Consider the following 18,309-nt stretch of genomic DNA (forward strand, 5'->3'; position numbering starts at 1 on the left):
TTTAATGAGTGCAGAGTTGAAAGGTCGCGTTGCTATCGTTACGGGTGCTGGCGCAGGTTTGGGCCGTGCTCATGCCCATTTTCTGGCTCATCAGGGTGCTCGGATTGTTGTAAATGATGTGGGAACTGCGGCTCAAAAAGTTGCCGATGAAATTAACGCGCAGGGTGGCGAGGCTATCGCTTTTTTAGGCTCGGTCACCGATGAAGCAAAGATTGCCGAAATGGTTTCACTCACGGTGGAACGATGGGGCAGCATTGATATTTTAATTTGCAATGCGGGCATTTTGCGTGACCGTTCGTTTGCAAAAATGACGCTGGACGACTTCAAGACTGTGCTTGATGTTCACTTGATGGGAAGTGTTGTTTGTACAAAAGCAGTATGGGATGTAATGCGTAAGCAGAACTATGGACGCATCGTATTTACAACGTCGTCCTCCGGACTGTATGGGAACTTTGGTCAGGCTAATTATGGTGCAGCGAAAATGGCGCTGGTCGGTCTGATGCAAACTCTGGCCCTGGAGGGTGTAAAAAACAATATTCTAGTGAACTGTCTCGCTCCTACCGCTTTGACATCAATGACTGACGGACTTCTAGGTCCGCAGGCAAAGCGCGTGCTCAAACCGGAGGCGGTCAGCGCCGTTCTTCTCTCTCTCGTACACAATGATGCGCCTACTAAAACAATCGTATGTGCGGGTGGAGGCAATGTCGCCCGCGCTTACATAACACTGACACCGGGTGTTTACGTAGGTCGCTCCGAAGACGCAGCTGATCGGGTAATCGCCAATTGGGCCGAGATCGGTGATCGCGAAAACCAGTTCGTCCCGGAGTCAGGTTTAGAGCAGTCGCAGCAAGAGCTGATTGCGGCATTCCGCCCAAGAATTGTGTGAAGAAAAAAGGATAATTTTTATGCGCGAAGCCGTCATTGTGTCGACCGCTCGAACTCCAATCGGTAAGGCCTATCGGGGCGCTTTCAACGCAACACCCTCTGCGACCCTGGCAGGGCATGCGATCAAGCACGCTGTATTAAGAGCCGGTATTGAGGGCGGGGAAGTAGAAGACGTCATTATGGGATGTTCATTGCAACAAGGCGTTTCAGGCTTGAATATTGGTCGTCTTGCTTCCCTCAGGGCAGGTTTGCCCGTTCAAGTTTCCGGAATGTCTATTGATCGTCAGTGTGGTTCCGGCCTTATGGCGATCGCGACTGCTGCAAAACAGATTATTGTTGACGGAGTTACGATAGCAGTTGCCGGCGGTGTCGAATCCATCTCCATGGTACAAAATGAACACCTGCGAATAGAACCGGATATGGAGCTGTTTGCGTTAAAGAAGACCGCGTACATGCAGATGGTCGAGACTGCGGATATCGTTGCCAGGCGGTATGGTATTAGCAGAGATGAATGCGATGAATACGCTCTTCTATCGCAGATGCGGACTTCGGCAGCTCAGAAAAGTAATTTATTTGACGACGAGATTGTGCCCTTCACTTCCATGATGGCGTACCGAGACATTGAAACGGGCGACGTGTCCTACAAGGAAGTCTTTCTTCAGAGAGACGAAGGCAATCGACCCAACACGACGTTGGAAAGTCTCCAGGGGCTCTACCCTGTCAGCGGACCAGGGAAGAACGTTACTGCTGGAAATGCAAGCCAGCTCTCGGACGGTGCTAGCGCACTGGTACTGATGGAGAGACTTGAGGCTGAGCGCAGAGGTCTACAGCCGTTGGGGCGTTATGTGGGAATGGCAGTCTCTGGGTTGGAACCCGATGAGATGGGAATAGGGCCCGTTTTAGCCATACCAAAGCTATTGAGCCTCAACGGTTTGAAGATGGATGACATTGGCTTGTGGGAGCTTAATGAAGCATTCGCAGTACAAGTGTTGTATTGCCGCGAAAGGCTAGGTATCCCGGGAGATAAACTTAATGTGAATGGGGGCGCTATTTCAATTGGCCATCCGTACGGAATGTCGGGTGCAAGAATGACCGGTCATGCACTGATCGAAGGGCGTCGGCGTGGAGTTAAATACGCGGTAGTTACAATGTGTATTGGCGGTGGCATGGGGGCGGCCGGTTTGTTCGAGATTTTTTAACTGGGTGAATATTGCGTGTATATAGGGCGCTACTGCCGGTTGTCTTGTGTGGAGTTTGTATGCTGAATCGGAAAACTAAGAGTCAACGAGCAAGTATTTTACTTTACCTCGCGCGCATTGTTTTTGGTTGGAAAACGAAAGTCATTCGCGACGCCGTAACGGTGTCCAGGCTTGTTGCGAACCGCCAGTATCCGAGTGCCGCGCAAATGCCCTCACAGCTACGCTCAGCGTGCATAGTGGACGAGTGGGAATTTGACGGGCAAAAAGTGCTTACGCTAACGCCCAAGTACTCGCATGTCAGGGGTGGGCGTATTATCTACTTGCACGGTGGTGCTTATATAAATTCATTGATGAAGGCGCATTGGGATATTATAGCAGCGCTTATTGATGTTACCGGGTTTAGCGTGACCGTGCCGTTTTACGCCCTTGCACCCGAAAATGACGCGCGTAGGGGGACGTCACTAGTTGATACTGTTTATGAGAGGGTGTTAGCGAAGTGGCCCGGCGAGCGTATTATTGTTGCGGGTGATAGTGCGGGTGGGAATTTTGCGTTAACGCTTGCCATAAGACGGCGCGATGCCGGGCTTGTGTTGCCTGACAGACTTGTTCTATTTTCGCCGTGGCTGGATCTTGGACTAAGCGACGGGCGTGCTTATGCGTTAGAGGAAAAGGACATTATGTTGAGGGTCGATGTATTGCGAGAATGCGGGAAATGGTGGGCGGGGTCGGAAGATCCATCCTCTGCGCACATGAGCCCTTTATATGCAAATCTTTCCGGGTTACCGCCCATTAGCCTGTTCCAGGGTGATTACGACATATTTGTGATTGATGCACGGACGTTTTCTGCAAAAGCGAAGTTTGCCGGCGTGGAGTTAGTGTATGAAGAGTATCCTGGAGCTTTTCACGTTTTTGTGGCTGCCACTTTTACACGAGAAGCAAAACACGCGTTCCAGAGCATTGCAGCATCTGTTAAAACAATGCGTCGCGTTCAGTTATAAATAAACGTAACTCCATCTAAAAGTACTGATGGAATCGAAATAGTTTAATCATCGAAGATGATGGCACTGTCGCGGTCTATGTTTACTTGGCATGGGCTATTGTGCCTTCACTGCGGAGGAGGCGATTTGATTCGACTAATCCTTAAAAAAATGCTCTGTCATGCGTTATTGATTATCGCCATGGTAGCTAACGTATCAGCCTGGGCGGGTGAGGCCGACACTGTAAGGCCTGTTATGGGTATAACGGGGCCTTCTTCCCTGCCAGAAGACGCTGACTTGACGGATCTTGGAAAACAGCTTGACCTCATCCGTCAGAGCGTGCCCCTGAGTACCAGCGACGAAACCCTTGCGGAGTTTCGACGAGGCGCTATACAGGTGCAGGAAAAGGCCGAAACGCTGTTTAAGGTGCTTTCTGTCGAAATCGAACGGCTTGATGATCAACTGAAAGTGCTGGGCGAAGCGCAGCCTGAGGAAGCACCTAGTATTAAGGTCCAGCGTGATGCTTTAGCCCAACAAAAGAACAGTTTGCTAGGCAATGGGCGCGAGGCCAAACAACTGGGTCAGATGAGCAGGCAACTCGCTGAACAGATCGTCAACTTGCGACGCAATCTATTCAACTCCCAGGTCACCTCGCGTGCAAATTCGCCTCTTAGCCCTTCGTTTTGGTCAATTTTGATTCGTCCCACGGATGAAGATCTCAAGCGGCTCGATAGTTTGAAGGATGAGGCCCTTATAGCCCTGCAGAGTGCCGTTATTGCTGAGCGCCGCTGGGCCTTGTTCGGCGTTCTACTAGCGGCTGTAGTCATCTGGAGTGTAGGCAGACGTTTGCTTGAACATGTGCTTACCTGGGCGATGATCAGGTGGCTGCCCGAGGGACGGCTGCGGCGCAGTACACTCGCGTTGACTATTGGTTTGTCGTCCATCCTGACGGTAATGGGGGCCGTCTCACTGGTGCATTGGGGAGTGGAAGGCAATGTCGTTTTAGGCGACACGTTAGCCCGTTTGTTGGACAGCCTCGTTACGGTGGCAACTTTCTGTGCGTTTATTGCGGGCTTGGGGCGCGCCTTGCTGATGTTGCCGCGACCTTCTTGGCGACTGGCGGCCATTCCGGATGAGATAGCCTCCGCTCTAGGGCCGTTTCCAGCGATTCTCGCGGCGGCGCTTATGGTTATGGCCTCCGAAGAACGAATAAACACTGTCACCGGCACCAGTTTGGCATTGACTGTAGCGCTCAATGGCTTGACGGCGCTCAGCACGGCGTTGATCTTCGCAGCTGCGCTCTTGCGTTTACGTTATGTACGCAAAACGCACAAGTTGAAACCCCATAGCGGGCTGGCCAGTATTTTGCCTTTTGTTACCTGCGTTTGGATCGTCGCTATTGTCCTGACGTTACTGACAGGGTACCTATCCCTGGCGTACTTCCTTACGCTCAAGCTGCTGTGGATCAGTGTTGTGGCGGGCACGGCTTTTATACTCATGGCCTTTTTTGGCGACATTTGCGAAATTCTTCTCTCACCCAAGCAGCCTAGTGGTCTGGCGCTAGCCAACGCGCTCGGCCTATCGCCGCGGCATCAAGCCCAGGCTAGTACTGTGCTTGCTGGTGTCGGCCGTACCCTGTTGCTGCTCACTGCCATCATGGCTGCACTGCTACCCGCTGGAGCCAGCCCAAGTGACATGCTCCAGAGCGTTAGCCAGTTGGGCGAGACGAGTAAAGCACTGGGTAACTTGCATATTATCCCGCGAGATATCCTTATCGCGCTGGTCACCATCGTTGCTGGTTTATTTGCTGTGCAGACCTTGAAACGCTGGCTGAGTGAGAGGTTACTGCCGGAGACCAACATGGACGCTGGCATGCGGTCATCGTTGGTGACACTGGTGGGGTACATCGGCTTTGTCTTGTTGGCGCTATTGGTGATGTCCACCCTCCAAATCAATCTAACGAGCCTGACCTGGGTGGTCAGTGCGTTATCGGTGGGCATTGGCTTTGGCTTGCAGGCGATTGTGCAAAACTTCATTTCGGGGTTGATTCTGTTAACCGAGCGACCCGTTAAAGTCGGCGATTGGGTCAGTCTGGCGGGGGTTGAAGGGGACATTCGTCGAATCAATGTACGCGCTACCGAGATCCAGATGTCCGATCGCTCAACTGTGATCGTGCCTAACTCACAGTTTATTTCTCAAAACGTGCGTAACGTGACAATGGGGAATGCTCTCGGTGTGGTTGGCATCACTATCACGGTGCCGCTTGATACCGATGTTATAAAAGTTCGCGAATTGTTTATGCAATCGTTTACAGCGCACGAGTTAATTCTTGATACCCCCGCGCCTTCAGTAACATTCAAGGATTTAGCCAGAGAAGGGCTGATTATCGGTGTCAGCGGTTACGTGAATAGCCCACGTTCGGTGTCTTCTATTCGTAGCGACTTGTTATTTATCCTGCTGGCTCGCCTTCAAGAAATGGGTATTGGATTGTCATCCCCCCAAAGTGTGATGTTGGTCCAGGCGGAAAATAGCCTATTAAGCCCAAGTATTCCGTAACGTTCCTCGTGAATGGGTGCTCGGTCCAATTACTGGCCGAGTTTGCAACTTTTCAGGGCTGGTGTCCGCGTACTGTCAAGCTTACGCGATCAGCCTGGTACACGTGTCGTACACCTCAAGTAAGTCAGAGGCAAGGCGATTGTCGCAGCGGCTGAGTGATGCCGTTTCGAAGTGAAATCACCCTAAATAAAAACAAAAGTAAGGTGCAGGTGGTATGGGCAAAGAATCCCTGTGGCATTGCAGTTGGACTAAAAGTGCGCGCTTTTTAACAGGCGCCGCCGCTACTCTTATTTTGACGGGAGGGCAGGCGGCAGAATTCAAATTAATGGAAAACGAGATTTCTGGCACCCTCATCACGACCGTTTCCTACGGTGAACTTTGGCGCGTACAAGGTCGCGATAAAAATAACAGAGATTCAAACGCGGATGATGGAAGCCGCAACTTTAATACAGGCTTGGTTTCCGAAGTCTATAAAATTACGTCTGACTTGGATGTCGCCTACAAAAACTATGGTGTGTTTGTGCGTGGCTCTGCCTTCTACGATACCCAAATAATGAGTGGTCATAACGATTATTATGACAACAATACCCCAGCCGAGCGCAGCCAGCGTTATCCGAATGATAATACCTTTGGCAGTGCCGTAAGGAACAAGGCAGGGCGTGATGCCGCTCTATTAGATGCCTACGTGTACGGGAAGTGGGATGTAGAGGGAGTGCCCGTCACCGCGCGTTTTGGTCGTCAAGTTATTGCCTGGGGTACGAGCATGTTTTATGCAGGTGGGGTAAACATTGCTAATCCCTTTGATGTCATTCGTTATAGGCTCCCGGGATCGTTAAATAAGGAAAATTGGACGCCGGTAAATGCGTTGAAGGTCGGGGTGGGGTTGTCTGACCATTTATCGATGGAGGCTTTTTATCAACTCGATTGGGCAAAAACCCAATTCAGCCCGGTAGGCACCTACTACTCCGAAACGGATTTGTTTTCGGATGGTGGCAAGGTTGCCTATAGCTCCAACGCAGCTCTTGCACCTGTGCTCGGTGCCTACTCTGCACTCGGCTCAGGGACCGTAGGGAATACCAGCCAGTTGAACGCCGTTAAGGCATCTGGGCTTTACCAGGGGGCTGGAGGACAGAACTATGCCTCCGGGAATGATTTTCGAGTAGCGAGCATTGCGGGTGATCGTAACGCCAAAGACAATGGTCAGTGGGGGCTATCATTTAAATACATAGCTCAACATCTGCATTCCACAGAATTCGGCGCTTACTTCGTCAACTACCATGCCAAACTCCCTACCGTACGAGGCGAGTTTCCGGGCTACCAAGGTGTTGATATTCAGCAGCTGTCCAAGTCACTAGGCGGAGCATCAGGGGGCACTCCACTCTGTGCTGGAACAGCGTGCGGCGCTTTGGCGGGTGGTATGGCAACTGTGGATGTTTTGGGCAATCTTGTTGCAAGCCGCGCGTATGCTGAGAACATCCAGATGTATGGCTTGAGCTTCAAAACCAAACTTGCGAGCTCACTGTTGTTCGGTGAAATAGCCTATCGTCCCAATAATGTAATCGGCGTGGCCGCGACCGATGATGCTGTAAGCGATATAGCCGCGCAAGGGGCTCAGTTCGCTGACAACTCGGGGGCCTTTGGGGCAAAAAGTGGGACGGCACTGGTCGCAGGCCGTCCGCTCACTCGAGACGGTGTGATCGAAAACTCTACTCGTGTTCAGACATATAATACTTCATTGGGGGCGATGCAGTTTTTTGGGCCTGTGTTCGGTTTCGATTCGAGCTATGCGGTATTTGAACTGGCCTCGGAGCACTATCGTGGAAGTGACCTGACCTATACAGCGTACGATGGATCTACCCGCCATTATTCCGGACGCCAGAATGTAGGTTATCCAGTTGGCGGTCGGAAAGCACAAATCTACCGAGATGCGTACGGGTATACACTGATGTTGAGTGGTACATGGGATGAGGTTTTTGCCAAATTCAGCCTATCCCCTTTTATAGTTTACAAAAATGATTTCAAGGGTAACTCTAGTCAGGCTGGTAACTTTATTGAAGGTCGTCAAGTCTACACGGCCGGTCTCAAAGGTAAGTATCACAACAGTATAGAAGGTGAGCTGGCCTACAGTAAATTTTGGGGGGCTGGGCAACAAAACGCGTTGCGGGATAGGGATAACGTTGTGATGAGTGTGAGTTACACATTCTAATACGCGTTTGATGTATGGCTCGCATGCTCGATAGGTGCGGCGGTATGAAAGCCGTCGCTTTCTCGTTGAGTGGAAGCTGGTGGTTTTTCTGTGTTGTGTGCGGTTTTTGCACATGTATTGTTTGGTTATGTGCGTTATTCAAACATAGAAGTCTCCTTAAACTGGGCGCCATTCACCCCCGTCACGGTTTAAGGAAACGCACAAATGACCAACACCTCTCAACTGACCATCCGCGCAATGTCTGGCGCAACACCCATTACCCAGCTTGATCCAGCCATCACCGCACTGCTGGTCATCGATTTCCAGAACGAATATTTCAACGGCAAGATGCCGATCCCCGATGGCGTGGCCGCGCAGCATAATGCCCAATGCCTGATCGAATTCGCCGACCAGCACAAGATGCCGGTCATTCATATCCAGCACATCGGGCCAGCCGGTTCCGCAGTGTTTGCCCAGGATGGCAAGACCGTCGATTTCCACCCACTGATGCAGCCGCGCCCTCAAGACACACTGGTGCAGAAAACCACCGTCAGCGTGTTCGCCAGCACCGATATTGATGCCCAACTGAAGAAAGCCGGGATCAAGACGCTGATCATTTCCGGCCTCATGACTCACGCCTGTGTCGCCGCTGCGGCCCGTGACGCCACGCCGTTGGGTTACGACGTTGTGGTAGCATCCGACGCCACGGCAACCCGCGCCATCACTCGCGCTAATGGGCGTTCGGTGACCAAGGACGAGCTGCATGAATCGGTGCTGGCCGAGATCGAAGACACCTTCGGTTCAGTGCTGACCACCGCGCAAATCGTCGCCTTGCCGGTTCACTGATCAGCCTGATCACTCATTGGAGTAACGCCCGCTTCATGAACCAGCTATCTGCCATGCGCGCCTTTCGGTGCATTGTCGAGGCCAAGGGCTTCTCTGCTGCGGCAGAGCGGCTGGACACTACCCACTCGACGATTTCACGGCAGTTGCAGCAGCTGGAACTTGAACTGGGCGTTCAGTTGATCAACCGCAATACCCGACGTTTCAGCCTGACTGGGCCTGGGGAGCAGTACTTCGCAGCCTGCGTCGATATTCTTGACCGCCTCGATGCAGCCACCCAGGCCATGGCGCAGGGGCACCAGCGCCCCGAAGGCCTGTTGCGGGTCAGTGTGCCGTTGGTGGTGGGCACGCTGGATTTGCCGCACTGGCTGCCGGGGTTTCAGAAGCGTTATCCCGATATCGAACTTGAACTGTGCTGCGACGACAAATTCGTTGACCTGGTGGCGGAGGGCTTTGATGTCGCCATCCGCATCGCCAGCGCCCTGGGCGATACCACGCTGATCGCCCGCACCCTCACCGTTTCAAAACGCGTGCTGGTGGCGTCGCCTGCCTACATCCACACCCACGGTTTACCGCGCACCGCCCAGGAACTCGACGAGCACCGCTTGCTGAGGTTTGTCGGGGAGGCGTCAGACTGGCAACTCACCTCGGCGCGGGGTGCAACTGTGAGCGTCACGCCCAAAGGCCAATTCAAGACCAACACCATCACTGCCTTGCACGCCGCCACACTGGCCGGCGCAGGCATCGGCTGCTTTACGCATGCGACGGTGCGCAACAACCTGGCCCAAGGGCAACTGGTGCCCATCCTGCCCAACTACTCGATGGGCGAGTGGCGTTACTGCGCGCTGTACCCGCAATCCCGGCACTTGGCGCCCAAGGTCAGGGCGTTTGTGGATTACATGGCGGATTTTTACCAGATGGATGCTAAAGCCGCTGTCTGAGAAAGGAAAAGAACAGATTTATTTGAGTCTCGTCACGCACTCCGTGCGAGGCAATCGAACCCCTGATTTCGGGAGAAACCAGGGGTTTTGTGATCTCTGGAGTTTGAAAACTGCCGTTTCTAGATCACGCGCCGGGCGTATCCATGCGTCGGCCTATGACGTCCAGCAAATCGCAGCCGTCGCGCAACGGGATTGAACACAGCAGGGCAAAATCACTGAGAACAACGGCATCACTACTGATCTCGCTGCGCAGTGCAAGGTTCTCAAGGACTTGGGTGACGGCACGCAGCCGAAAACTCGCGGCGTCGAGGAGGATTTCCAGAGGGACGGTGGTATCGACAAAAAGGGCAGGGGTGGCGCTGTCGTTGCTGGTGAGGGCTATGTATTGGTTCATGCGTTAAGTCCGTTCACTTAGAGGAATATGAGCCACGCATTTGTCGCCAAACAAAAGGTGGCCGCTGTACGCAGGTTGGCGAACCGGTATAAGAACGGACAAAGACCGGCAGACCCGAAGGTCTCCCACGCACAGCAGCCGTTGAGCAGCTTATTGCGTGCAGGCGCATCCCGCAAATCTGCCGGGAGACTTCTGCCGTCTTAATAGTCGAGTCGCCAAACCCGTTCGCCCTGTGGGCGACCGAGTGACTATAGGCTTTGCAGTTTTGAAGCGGCAGGCCGACGCTTCCGAATGAGCTGTAGGACGTTGCCCAAACCCATTTATATGGCTGCCAAAGACGCCATCCTCAATGCCGATGCCGATGATGCACATCCGGGAAATGCGCATGGCTATGCCGCATCACACTGTGAACATGCACATGGCTATGCGGCTGCGCCGGGTCCCACTCAAACCCGTGCTCATGCTGATGATGTTCATCATGCACGTGCCGATGCCCATGTTCCGTCGCTTCGTGCAGATGCTCATGGGCATGCCGCTCCGTCAGGTGCAGCCACACGCCCACGGCCATCAACGCGGATGCAATCCAGAACGCCACCGTTACCGATTCCCCAAACATCAGCAGGGCAACAGCCGCGCCGAGGAACGGCGCCGTCGAGAAGTAAGCGCCGGTGCGCGCACTGCCCAAACCGCGTAACGCCAGCACGAACATGACCAGGCTGATGCCATATCCCAAAAATCCAACCAACAAGATGGGCGCCAGCTGTGCAAAACCCGGAATCTGTGCGCCGAGGTAAAGCGCCAGGCTGCAATTCACCAGCCCGGCAATCAACCCCTTGGCGCCGGCGATGAACAGCGCGTCCGAGGCCGAGACCTTGCGCGTCAGGTTGTTATCAATCCCCCAGCACGCACAGGCCAGCGCCACGGCAAACGGCCCGGTCCAGTCGTGGCTGGCGCCGCCGCCGTCGGACCATGACAACACCACGCCGCCCAGCACGATCGCGAGCATGCCGAGGACGATGCGGCGGTCGGCGTTTTCTCTGAACACCAGCCAGGCGATCACGGCGGTCAGCACCGATTCAAGGTTGAGCATCAGGGAGGCAGTCGCGCCGGCGGTGCGGGTCAGGCCGAACATCAAGGCGACCGGGCCGAGGATGCCGCCGAAGGCGATGGCGCCGAGCAGCCAGGGCCATTCTGGGCGGGTCAGCCCGCTGGGTTTCCAGCCGCGATCACGGATAAGGCGCACGCAGGCCAAGCCGAGGCCGCTGCCGAGGTAGAGCAGGCCGGCGAGCAGTACGGGCGAAAGGTTCAGGCCGAGGCTTTTGGCGAGCGGGGTGCTGGCGCCGAACAGAGCAGCGGCGGCGAGTGCATAAAGAATACTGAGGTTCATGGGCCGTCCTCGAAAGGTTGACCCATGATACGTCGCTTGCCAGGGTCAGCGCCCTGACAACTTGAGATTTACTGCGCGGTTTTCAGCTTGATCACATCACCCGAAATCTTGGTGGTGTAACCATTCAGTACCCAGGCCCAGAACCATTTTTCCTGCACTTGGGTGTTGATCAGCGCGTCGCCGCCTTTGGCCTTGATGGCGGCATCCTGGGCGCGCACGAAGCGGCTGTTCTGGCCGATCGGGATGATGCCGAGCAACATCACGCCGGTGGCGCTGCCTTCACTGTGGCCCAAAACGGTGTATTGGCTGCTGTCGTACTGCGGGGATTTGATGGCGGTGCCGGTGCAGCCTGCGAGGGTGAAACCGAGAACAGCGGCTGCAACTACTTTACTGACGTACTTCACTGTGTAACTCCATGGATTGACCCCCGGGATTCAATTCTCGAGGGGGCGCTACTTTAATTCCTGCATTGGCAGATTGAAATCAATTACCCGGATGTTTCATTTTCAGGCCTGCACGTAAACCCATGCTGTAAGACCCGAAGCCAACGCCACGGACACGCGCTTATAGTCCGACACCTCATAGGCATCCGCTGCCGCCAGTTCCTGCGCGTTAATCTGAAAGACCATGCCTTCAACGCTGGCAGACTTTTCCTCGGTGGGCGCGACAATCGGGTGATGGGTCTTGCCGCTGGTGGCGAGCACTTGCGGGTCGGTAATTTCTACCCAGCTTTGCGCATAGCCGAGCATCGCGTCGTGTTGGCCGACCAGTTCCCGGCCGAAGTTGGCCAGTTGCACGGCCTTGTCCTGCAAGGTGCCGTAGGAAAACAGCAGCACGGGAAATTGGGTGGAGAGTTCCATTGATGTTCCTTAAGCGAGTAGGTCTTCGTAAAAAGCGCCGTAGGGCTTGCTCGGTTGGGCGATCTGGATTTCCAGAATCCACAGCCCGGCGTTCGGGTAATGTTCAAAATCGCCCAGGTCGCCGCCGCGATGGATGGCATGGGGGAAGTCGCTGACGCGGTGGCCTTTGATGTCGAGGTTGAGCCGCCAGCCCATGGCCTGGGCGTAACGCATGGCGTCGATGCTGTAGGCGGCGCCCACGGTTTCTTTGGGTTGTGCAGTCACCGGTGTTCCCTCGCAGCCAGGCTGTGCGGGTCGTTATGCGTTTTACTATATAGCGATGCTGAGATGGAACCCAACCCTTAAAACACCAAAAATCAACTGTGGGAGCTGGCTTGCCTGCGATAGCGGTGGCTCAGGCAGCATAAGTGTTAGCTGACCCACCGCCATCGCAGGCAAGCCAGCTCCCACATGTTTAACCGCGTTCAGTCAGTCAGAGGTGCAGCCAGGCCAGGCTACCCAGCACCATCGCCACACCTCCAGCGGTGTATGACATACGTTTGAGCCACTCCTTGCGCGTCAGCAACGTAATCGCCGCCAACGAAATTGCGATTTGAATCGCGGTCATCGCCTGCGCCCAACGGTGATGCTGATGCAGCGCCTCTTCGGATTTCTGGTCCCATTCCTTGGATGTCGCCTCAAGCTTCTCGGCCTGTTTGCGCACCTCTTCCTTCTGGCCCTTGTAGCGCTCGATCTCGTCCTTGTAATGCGCGGCATCCACTCCCGGAATATGCGTGGCCAGCTCCGCCAGGTTCTGGCGGCTGGATTTGGCCTGGTAGTAGTTCCACTGGTTGGCGGCTTCGGTCTTGATGATGGCGGCGTTGTTCTTGTCCATCGCCGCTTCGCTTTCGGTGGAGCCGGCCTGGTAGCTGAGCATGGCGCCCAGGGTGGCCATCAAGGCGGTCATTACGGCGATGCGGCTGGCGAAATTATCACCGCGCCCGTGCGCATGTTCGGTGGTGTGTTCAATGTGTTTTTCGTGGGGGCTGGGGACTTCGAAGGCTTCGGACATGGGGGCGTCTATGAAGGGACTGAGGGAGACTGATTCTTTACCAGTGAAGCTGTCTCAATCCTGTACGTAACGCTGCAAACCTTGCACCAGCGCGTCGAATGTCACGCGGCAGCGCGGGCTGTTGCGCAGGTCCTCGTGCATGGTCACCCAGGTGTCCAATTTGAGCGCAAAGCCATCGGGCAGTACCCGCCGCAAACGCGGGTCGCGCTTGGCCAGTTGCACCTGGCAACCGCCGATACCGGCACCGGCGCGGATCAGCGCCAATTGCGCCAGGTCGCTGTCGCTGCTGAGGGCGAAGGCGCTGCGTTCAAAGCCCTTGATGGCCAGGCTGCGGATAAACGCGTTTTGCTGGTCGAAACCGATCACCGAATGGCCCGCCAGATCCTCCATGTGTAACGGCATGCCTTGCTGTTGCAGGTAGTCGTCGCGAGCGTGCAGGCCCACTTCGATCAGGCCAATGCGCTGCGCCAGCAGTTGCTCCTGGCTGGGGCGGACCATGCGCACGGCGATGTCGGCTTCCAGTTGCAGCAGGTCGCTGAGGCGGTTGGTCAGCACCAGTTCAACCCGCAGGCGTGGGTGTTGGCGGCGCAGCTGGGTGATGATCGGCGGCAGCACTTCCACGCCGACCACTTCGCTGGCGGATACGCGCACCACGCCGCGCACTTCCTCGCCGTGGGCAGACGCGGCGCGCTCCAGGGCGGCGGCGGTACGCTCCATGGTTTCGGCATGGGCGCGCAAGGTGTGGGCAACCGCCGTCGGCAGCAACCCGCCAGGCGAGCGGGTAAACAGCACCACGCCCAGCTCTGCTTCCAGCGCAGCGATATGCCGGCCCACCGTAGGCTGCGTGATACCGAGCTGCCGCGCGGCACCCGATAAAGACCCCTCCTTGAGTACGCCAAGGAATGATCGGTAAAGCTCCCATCCAATTGTCGATGCCATGCATAAATGTATAGCGGCTGGATTGTCTTCGGCAATTTATCTATAGCAAGGCTGCACACAAAATGGCCTTACCAACCGGGTAGGAGAAGGTTATGAGCAAGGTTCTGGTGCTGGGTGCAACCGGCGGGATCGGCGGTGAAGTGGCGCGGCAACTGCACGCGTCAGGCTGGGAGGTGTGTGCGCTGACGCGGGATGTGGGCAAGGCCCGCCGCGCGAATGCCGACTTTTCCTGGATCGAGGGCGATGCGCTCAATCGTGATGAGGTACGCGCTGCCGCCCGTGGTTGTGCGGTGATCGTGCATGCCGTCAACCCACCGGGTTATCGCAATTGGGCTGAGCTGGTCATGCCGATGATCGATAACAGCATTGCGGCGGCCATCGCCGAGGGCGCGACGATTGTGTTGCCGGGCACGGTCTACAACTTCGGGCCGGATGTGTTTCCGGTGCTGTATGAAGATTCGCCGCAGCACCCGCGAACGCGCAAGGGGGCTATCCGCGTCCAACTGGAGCAGCGTCTGGAACAGGCCTCCCGCCGTGGCGCCCGTGTGCTGATTCTGCGCGCCGGGGATTTTTTCGGCGCTCGGGTGGCCAACAACTGGTTTGCCCAAGGCTTGATCAAACCCGGCAAACCGGTACACGCCGTGAGCTATCCGGGCGCACCGGGTGTGGCGCATCAATGGGCTTATTTGCCGGACGTGGCGCGCACCATGGTCGAACTGCTTGAACGCCGGTCAACCCTGGAAGCTTTTGCGCGCTTTCACATGGCCGGGCATATGGACACGGACGGCACTCAGATGACCCAGGCGATCCAGCAGGTGGTGCTGCGCAGTACAGGCCAGCAACCACGCGTAGGTCGTTTCCCATGGTGGTTGCTGAAAATGGCTGCGCCCTTTGTCGTCACTCTTCGCGAGATGCAGGAGATGCGTTACCTGTGGCAAACCCCGTTGCGTCTGGACAACACGCGCTTGGTCGCGACTTTGGGGCACGAGCCGCATACCCCGCTGGAACAGGCGGTGGAAGCTACATTGCTCGGTCTGGGTTGTTTGCCTGACGCCGTCTGATCAAACGCACATACACCGCGATATTGACCAGCAGCACCATGGCACCCAGCCCTAATTGAATCTCTGGGGTCAGCCCGGCCGGGTAGATCAGCGTAAGAATGTAATGCTCGATAAAACCGCCGCCATAACCGTCCTGCCCGGCGAGGTGACGCAGCAGGTTTTCCCAGCGTGTCAGCGGGCAGGGCAGGTGGAACACTTCCACCGCCACGCCCCAGGCTGCGGCGGGCAGATGCAGCCACATCACTGGCCGCCACTTGAGCGCCAGCAACCCGCCGAACAGCACGAACAGGATAAAACACAGGTGGAACAGCACCAGGCTGTCGGCAGCAATGCGATAGAGCATGAAGAAGTTCGCTTTTATCAGGGCTGGAGTTGAGCTTGCAGGTAGTCGATAAACACCCGCAGTTTTTTTGGCGTGTTACTGCGGTTGAAGTAATACAGATACAACGCGCTGTGTGTAATCCAGTCGCCCAATACTTCTACCAATTCGCCAGTGTGCAAGTAGGGCTCGACACTGGAGCGCGCCACGTAGGCAAAGCCGAAGCCGTCGAGCGCGCCGCGAATCATCAATTCGATGTCATTGGTGGCCAGCCGGCCCTTCACAGTGACCCGCATCGGTTTGCCGTCTTTTTCAAAGTCCCAGCGGTGCATCAGGCCGGTCTGTGCGCTGCGGTAGTTGACGCACTCATGCTCAAGCAAGTCATGAGGGTGAGTGGGCAGTGTGCGCCCGTGTAAATAACCTGGCGTTGCGACGATCACGAAGCGCAGTTGCCGGGCCACCGGGATCACCACCATGTCTTCGGCCAGCACGTGGTCGTAGCGGATGCCTGCGTCAAAGCCCTGGGCGACGATGTCCACCAAGGCGTTATCCACGGCCACTTCCAGGTTGATCCCCGGATGCTGGCGCAGAAACCCTTGAAGCAGCGGCTGCAGCACCATCCGGCTGGCAGTAGAAGGCACGTTCAGGCGCAAGGTGCCGCTGGCCTCGACCGTGGCGGCGGCGACACTGTGCAAGCTGGTTTCCAGTTCTTCGAGCAGTGGCGTGATTTTTTCCAGCAATTGCGTACCGGCTTCGGTCAGGCTGACGCTACGGGTGGTGCGATTGAGCAGGCGCACGCCGAGCTGTTTTTCCAGTGCGCCAACGCGCTGGCTCACGGTGGAGACCGACAGGCTCACCGCATCGGCCGCCTGGGTAAAGCTCTTGGTGCGGGCGACCTGCAGGAACAGGCGCAATTGTTGAAAATCAGGCGTGTCCATTGTGTGGTTTTTCCGGAAGGGGCATGTGGATTATGCATCTTTTTCACAGGAACGCCCGCGCGCATACTTTTTTCACACCCACGAGGAAGGCCATTTCATGACCGATTCAACTGCAAAACCTGTTTGGTTTATCACCGGTTGCTCCACCGGTTTTGGTCGCCAATTGGCGGTGCACACCTTGAGTCTCGGCTACCCGACGGTGGTCACTGCGCGCAACCCGCAGCAGGTGGAAGATATTGTTGCGGGCCATGAAGACATCGCCCTGGTGCTGGCGCTGGACGTGACCGATCAGGCCCAGGTCAATGCAGCGGTGCAGGCCGCGCAAGCCCGTTTCGGGCATATCGATGTGCTGGTCAACAACGCCGGTATCGGCTACTTCGGCGCGTTTGAAGAAAGCGACCTGAACGAAGTGCGCCGCATGTTCGAGATCAATGTGTGGGGCCTCAGCGCCATGACCCGCGCCGTGCTGCCGGGCATGCGCGCACGTCGCTCGGGCAGTGTGGTGAACATTTCGTCGGTGGGCGGGATTGCCGCGTTCCCGTCCTTGAGTTTCTACAACGCCACCAAGTTTGCGGTGGAGGGTTTGTCCGAAGCGCTGGCCCAGGAAGTCGCGCCGCTGGGCATCAAGGTGTTGCTGGTCGAGCCAGGCCCGTTCCGCACCGACTGGGCCGGGCGTTCGGCCAATGAAGCACCGCAGGCTATCGACGATTATCGCGACACAGCGGCAGCCCGTACCAGCCGAGTACGTAGCTACAGCGGCAAGCAACCGGGCGATCCGGTGCGTGCAGCGTTGGCCATCGTCAAGGCCGTGGAAGCCGAGCACCCGCCATTGCGCTTGCTATTGGGCAAGGCCGCGCTGGGCTTTGCACGTACCAAAGTCGAGGCGTTGAGTGCTGATTTTGACGCATGGGCCGAGGTGACCGAGGGGGCGGATTTCCCTGAATAGCGCCGCAGGGGAAGGGCCGCAACGGTTGCTTACACAGGCTGTAGGCCGTTATTGTGCTGAATCCTTTTAGTCCTTCCCCCAAGGTTCTGTTGCGATGAATGTACCGCGTGCTGCAGTCGGTCCGATCAAGGCCGTGATTTTCGATATGGACGGGTTGTTGCTGGACACTGAAGGCATCTACACCGAAGTCACACAGATCATCGCCGAACGCTACGGCCGCACCTACGACTGGGGCATCAAGCAGCACATCATCGGCCGAGGCGCCCAGGACCTGGCTGACTATGTGGTGAAGGCGCTGAACTTGCCGATCACGCCGGCGGAGTTTCTGTTGATTCGCGAACCGCTGATGAGCGAGCGTTTCCCCAAAGCCTTGGGCATGCCCGGTGCCGAAGCGCTGGTGCGGCACTTGAAGGCGCACAACATCCCGATTGCCGTGGGTACCAGTTCGTCGCGCAATTCGTTTGGCCACAAGACCACCTTGCACCGTGAGTGGTTTGGCTTGTTCGGCACTATCGTCACGGCCGATGACCCTGAAGTGGGGGCCGCCAAACCCGCGCCGGATATCTTCCTCACCGCCGCACGCCGCTTGGGTGTTGCGCCCGAGGATTGCCTGGTGTTCGAAGACTCGCCATTTGGCGTGACCGCCGCCAAGGCCGCCCACATGACTGCCATCGCCGTGCCTGATGAAGCCATGGCCGACAGCAAGTACCAGCATGCCGACCAGATCATCCGCAAGCTGGCGGACTTTGACCTGGCGGCCTACGGCTTGCCACCGATGTCCTGACCCAACACGCTCAAAAAAAAGTGGGAGCTGGCTTGTCGGGTCGC

18 protein-coding genes and 1 pseudogene are annotated in these 18,309 nt (G+C 56.3%); 10 read left to right on the top strand and 9 right to left on the bottom strand.

Features of this window, described 5'->3' with window-relative positions; all coding sequences use genetic code 11:
- The first annotated feature begins 4 nt into the window (after positions 1 to 4).
- The 7 genes from FFI16_RS04550 (at position 5) to FFI16_RS04580 (ending at position 9,586) form a co-directional block, all read left to right on the top strand.
- On the top strand, positions 5 to 886 hold the full coding sequence (locus tag FFI16_RS04550; RefSeq protein WP_138814315.1) for an SDR family NAD(P)-dependent oxidoreductase: 882 nt from the start codon (positions 5 to 7) through the stop codon (positions 884 to 886).
- Between the two features lie 19 nt (positions 887 to 905).
- Positions 906 to 2,084: an acetyl-CoA C-acyltransferase gene (locus tag FFI16_RS04555; protein ID WP_138814316.1), complete on the top strand. Its 1,179-nt coding sequence runs from the start codon at positions 906 to 908 to the stop codon at positions 2,082 to 2,084.
- Positions 2,085 to 2,143: 59 nt separating this feature from the next.
- The gene (locus tag FFI16_RS04560) at positions 2,144 to 3,082 is read left to right on the top strand and encodes an alpha/beta hydrolase (protein ID WP_138814317.1); all 939 of its coding nucleotides are present in this window, start codon (positions 2,144 to 2,146) and stop codon (positions 3,080 to 3,082) included.
- A gap of 126 nt (positions 3,083 to 3,208) precedes the next feature.
- A complete protein-coding gene (locus FFI16_RS04565) occupies positions 3,209 to 5,617 on the top strand; it encodes a DUF3772 domain-containing protein (RefSeq protein WP_371923598.1) in 2,409 nt (802 codons plus the stop codon).
- A gap of 214 nt (positions 5,618 to 5,831) precedes the next feature.
- On the top strand, positions 5,832 to 7,823 hold the full coding sequence (locus FFI16_RS04570) for a DUF1302 domain-containing protein (RefSeq protein ID WP_138814318.1): 1,992 nt from the start codon (positions 5,832 to 5,834) through the stop codon (positions 7,821 to 7,823).
- Between the two features lie 204 nt (positions 7,824 to 8,027).
- Positions 8,028 to 8,648: an isochorismatase family protein gene (locus tag FFI16_RS04575; protein ID WP_138814319.1), complete on the top strand. Its 621-nt coding sequence runs from the start codon at positions 8,028 to 8,030 to the stop codon at positions 8,646 to 8,648.
- 35 nt (positions 8,649 to 8,683) lie between these two features.
- The gene (locus FFI16_RS04580) at positions 8,684 to 9,586 is read left to right on the top strand and encodes a LysR family transcriptional regulator (RefSeq protein ID WP_178112633.1); all 903 of its coding nucleotides are present in this window, start codon (positions 8,684 to 8,686) and stop codon (positions 9,584 to 9,586) included.
- A gap of 124 nt (positions 9,587 to 9,710) precedes the next feature.
- Here FFI16_RS04580 and FFI16_RS04585 read toward each other — a convergent pair whose 3' ends face one another.
- The 7 genes and pseudogenes from FFI16_RS04585 to FFI16_RS04615 all read right to left on the bottom strand — a co-directional run bounded on the left by FFI16_RS04585 (position 9,711) and on the right by FFI16_RS04615 (position 14,217).
- The gene (locus FFI16_RS04585; protein ID WP_138814320.1) at positions 9,711 to 9,980 is read right to left on the bottom strand and encodes a short-chain dehydrogenase; all 270 of its coding nucleotides are present in this window, start codon (positions 9,978 to 9,980) and stop codon (positions 9,711 to 9,713) included.
- Between the two features lie 346 nt (positions 9,981 to 10,326).
- Entirely contained in the window at positions 10,327 to 11,367 is a 1,041-nt protein-coding gene (locus tag FFI16_RS04590; RefSeq protein WP_138814321.1) for a DMT family transporter, read from the bottom strand.
- A 68-nt stretch (positions 11,368 to 11,435) separates the two neighbouring features.
- The gene (locus FFI16_RS04595; RefSeq protein WP_056861597.1) at positions 11,436 to 11,771 is read right to left on the bottom strand and encodes a hypothetical protein; all 336 of its coding nucleotides are present in this window, start codon (positions 11,769 to 11,771) and stop codon (positions 11,436 to 11,438) included.
- A 102-nt stretch (positions 11,772 to 11,873) separates the two neighbouring features.
- Positions 11,874 to 12,227, bottom strand: coding sequence for a gamma-glutamylcyclotransferase family protein (locus FFI16_RS04600; protein WP_138814322.1), 354 nt, complete (start codon positions 12,225 to 12,227; stop codon positions 11,874 to 11,876).
- A 9-nt stretch (positions 12,228 to 12,236) separates the two neighbouring features.
- Positions 12,237 to 12,431: pseudogene (locus FFI16_RS04605) on the bottom strand ((Fe-S)-binding protein); the annotation flags it as partial.
- A 268-nt stretch (positions 12,432 to 12,699) separates the two neighbouring features.
- Positions 12,700 to 13,278 (bottom strand): DUF4337 domain-containing protein, encoded by a 579-nt coding sequence (locus FFI16_RS04610; RefSeq protein ID WP_056861594.1) that lies wholly within the window; start codon positions 13,276 to 13,278, stop codon positions 12,700 to 12,702.
- A 54-nt stretch (positions 13,279 to 13,332) separates the two neighbouring features.
- Positions 13,333 to 14,217, bottom strand: coding sequence for a LysR family transcriptional regulator (locus tag FFI16_RS04615; protein ID WP_138814323.1), 885 nt, complete (start codon positions 14,215 to 14,217; stop codon positions 13,333 to 13,335).
- Positions 14,218 to 14,309: 92 nt separating this feature from the next.
- Here FFI16_RS04615 and FFI16_RS04620 point away from each other — a divergent pair, with 92 nt between their 5' ends.
- Positions 14,310 to 15,278, top strand: coding sequence for an NAD-dependent epimerase/dehydratase family protein (locus FFI16_RS04620; RefSeq protein ID WP_138814324.1), 969 nt, complete (start codon positions 14,310 to 14,312; stop codon positions 15,276 to 15,278).
- On the opposite strand, the gene FFI16_RS04625 is transcribed toward FFI16_RS04620, so the two are convergent.
- Together FFI16_RS04625 and FFI16_RS04630 are read right to left on the bottom strand one after the other, a co-directional pair.
- Positions 15,238 to 15,621 (bottom strand): DUF2784 domain-containing protein, encoded by a 384-nt coding sequence (locus FFI16_RS04625; RefSeq protein ID WP_138814325.1) that lies wholly within the window; start codon positions 15,619 to 15,621, stop codon positions 15,238 to 15,240. The two genes, FFI16_RS04620 and FFI16_RS04625, sit on opposite strands and share 41 nt — an antisense overlap.
- Positions 15,622 to 15,638: 17 nt before the next feature.
- Positions 15,639 to 16,535 (bottom strand): LysR family transcriptional regulator, encoded by an 897-nt coding sequence (locus FFI16_RS04630; RefSeq protein WP_138814326.1) that lies wholly within the window; start codon positions 16,533 to 16,535, stop codon positions 15,639 to 15,641.
- Between the two features lie 97 nt (positions 16,536 to 16,632).
- Here FFI16_RS04630 and FFI16_RS04635 point away from each other — a divergent pair, with 97 nt between their 5' ends.
- Complete coding sequence (locus tag FFI16_RS04635; RefSeq protein WP_138814327.1) at positions 16,633 to 17,481, top strand: oxidoreductase; 849 nt, start codon at positions 16,633 to 16,635, stop codon at positions 17,479 to 17,481.
- A gap of 94 nt (positions 17,482 to 17,575) precedes the next feature.
- Positions 17,576 to 18,265, top strand: coding sequence for an HAD-IA family hydrolase (locus FFI16_RS04640; RefSeq protein WP_138814328.1), 690 nt, complete (start codon positions 17,576 to 17,578; stop codon positions 18,263 to 18,265).
- The last annotated feature ends 44 nt before the right edge of the window (positions 18,266 to 18,309 follow it).

Source organism: Pseudomonas sp. KBS0710, from assembly GCF_005938045.2.
Classification (GTDB): domain Bacteria; phylum Pseudomonadota; class Gammaproteobacteria; order Pseudomonadales; family Pseudomonadaceae; genus Aquipseudomonas.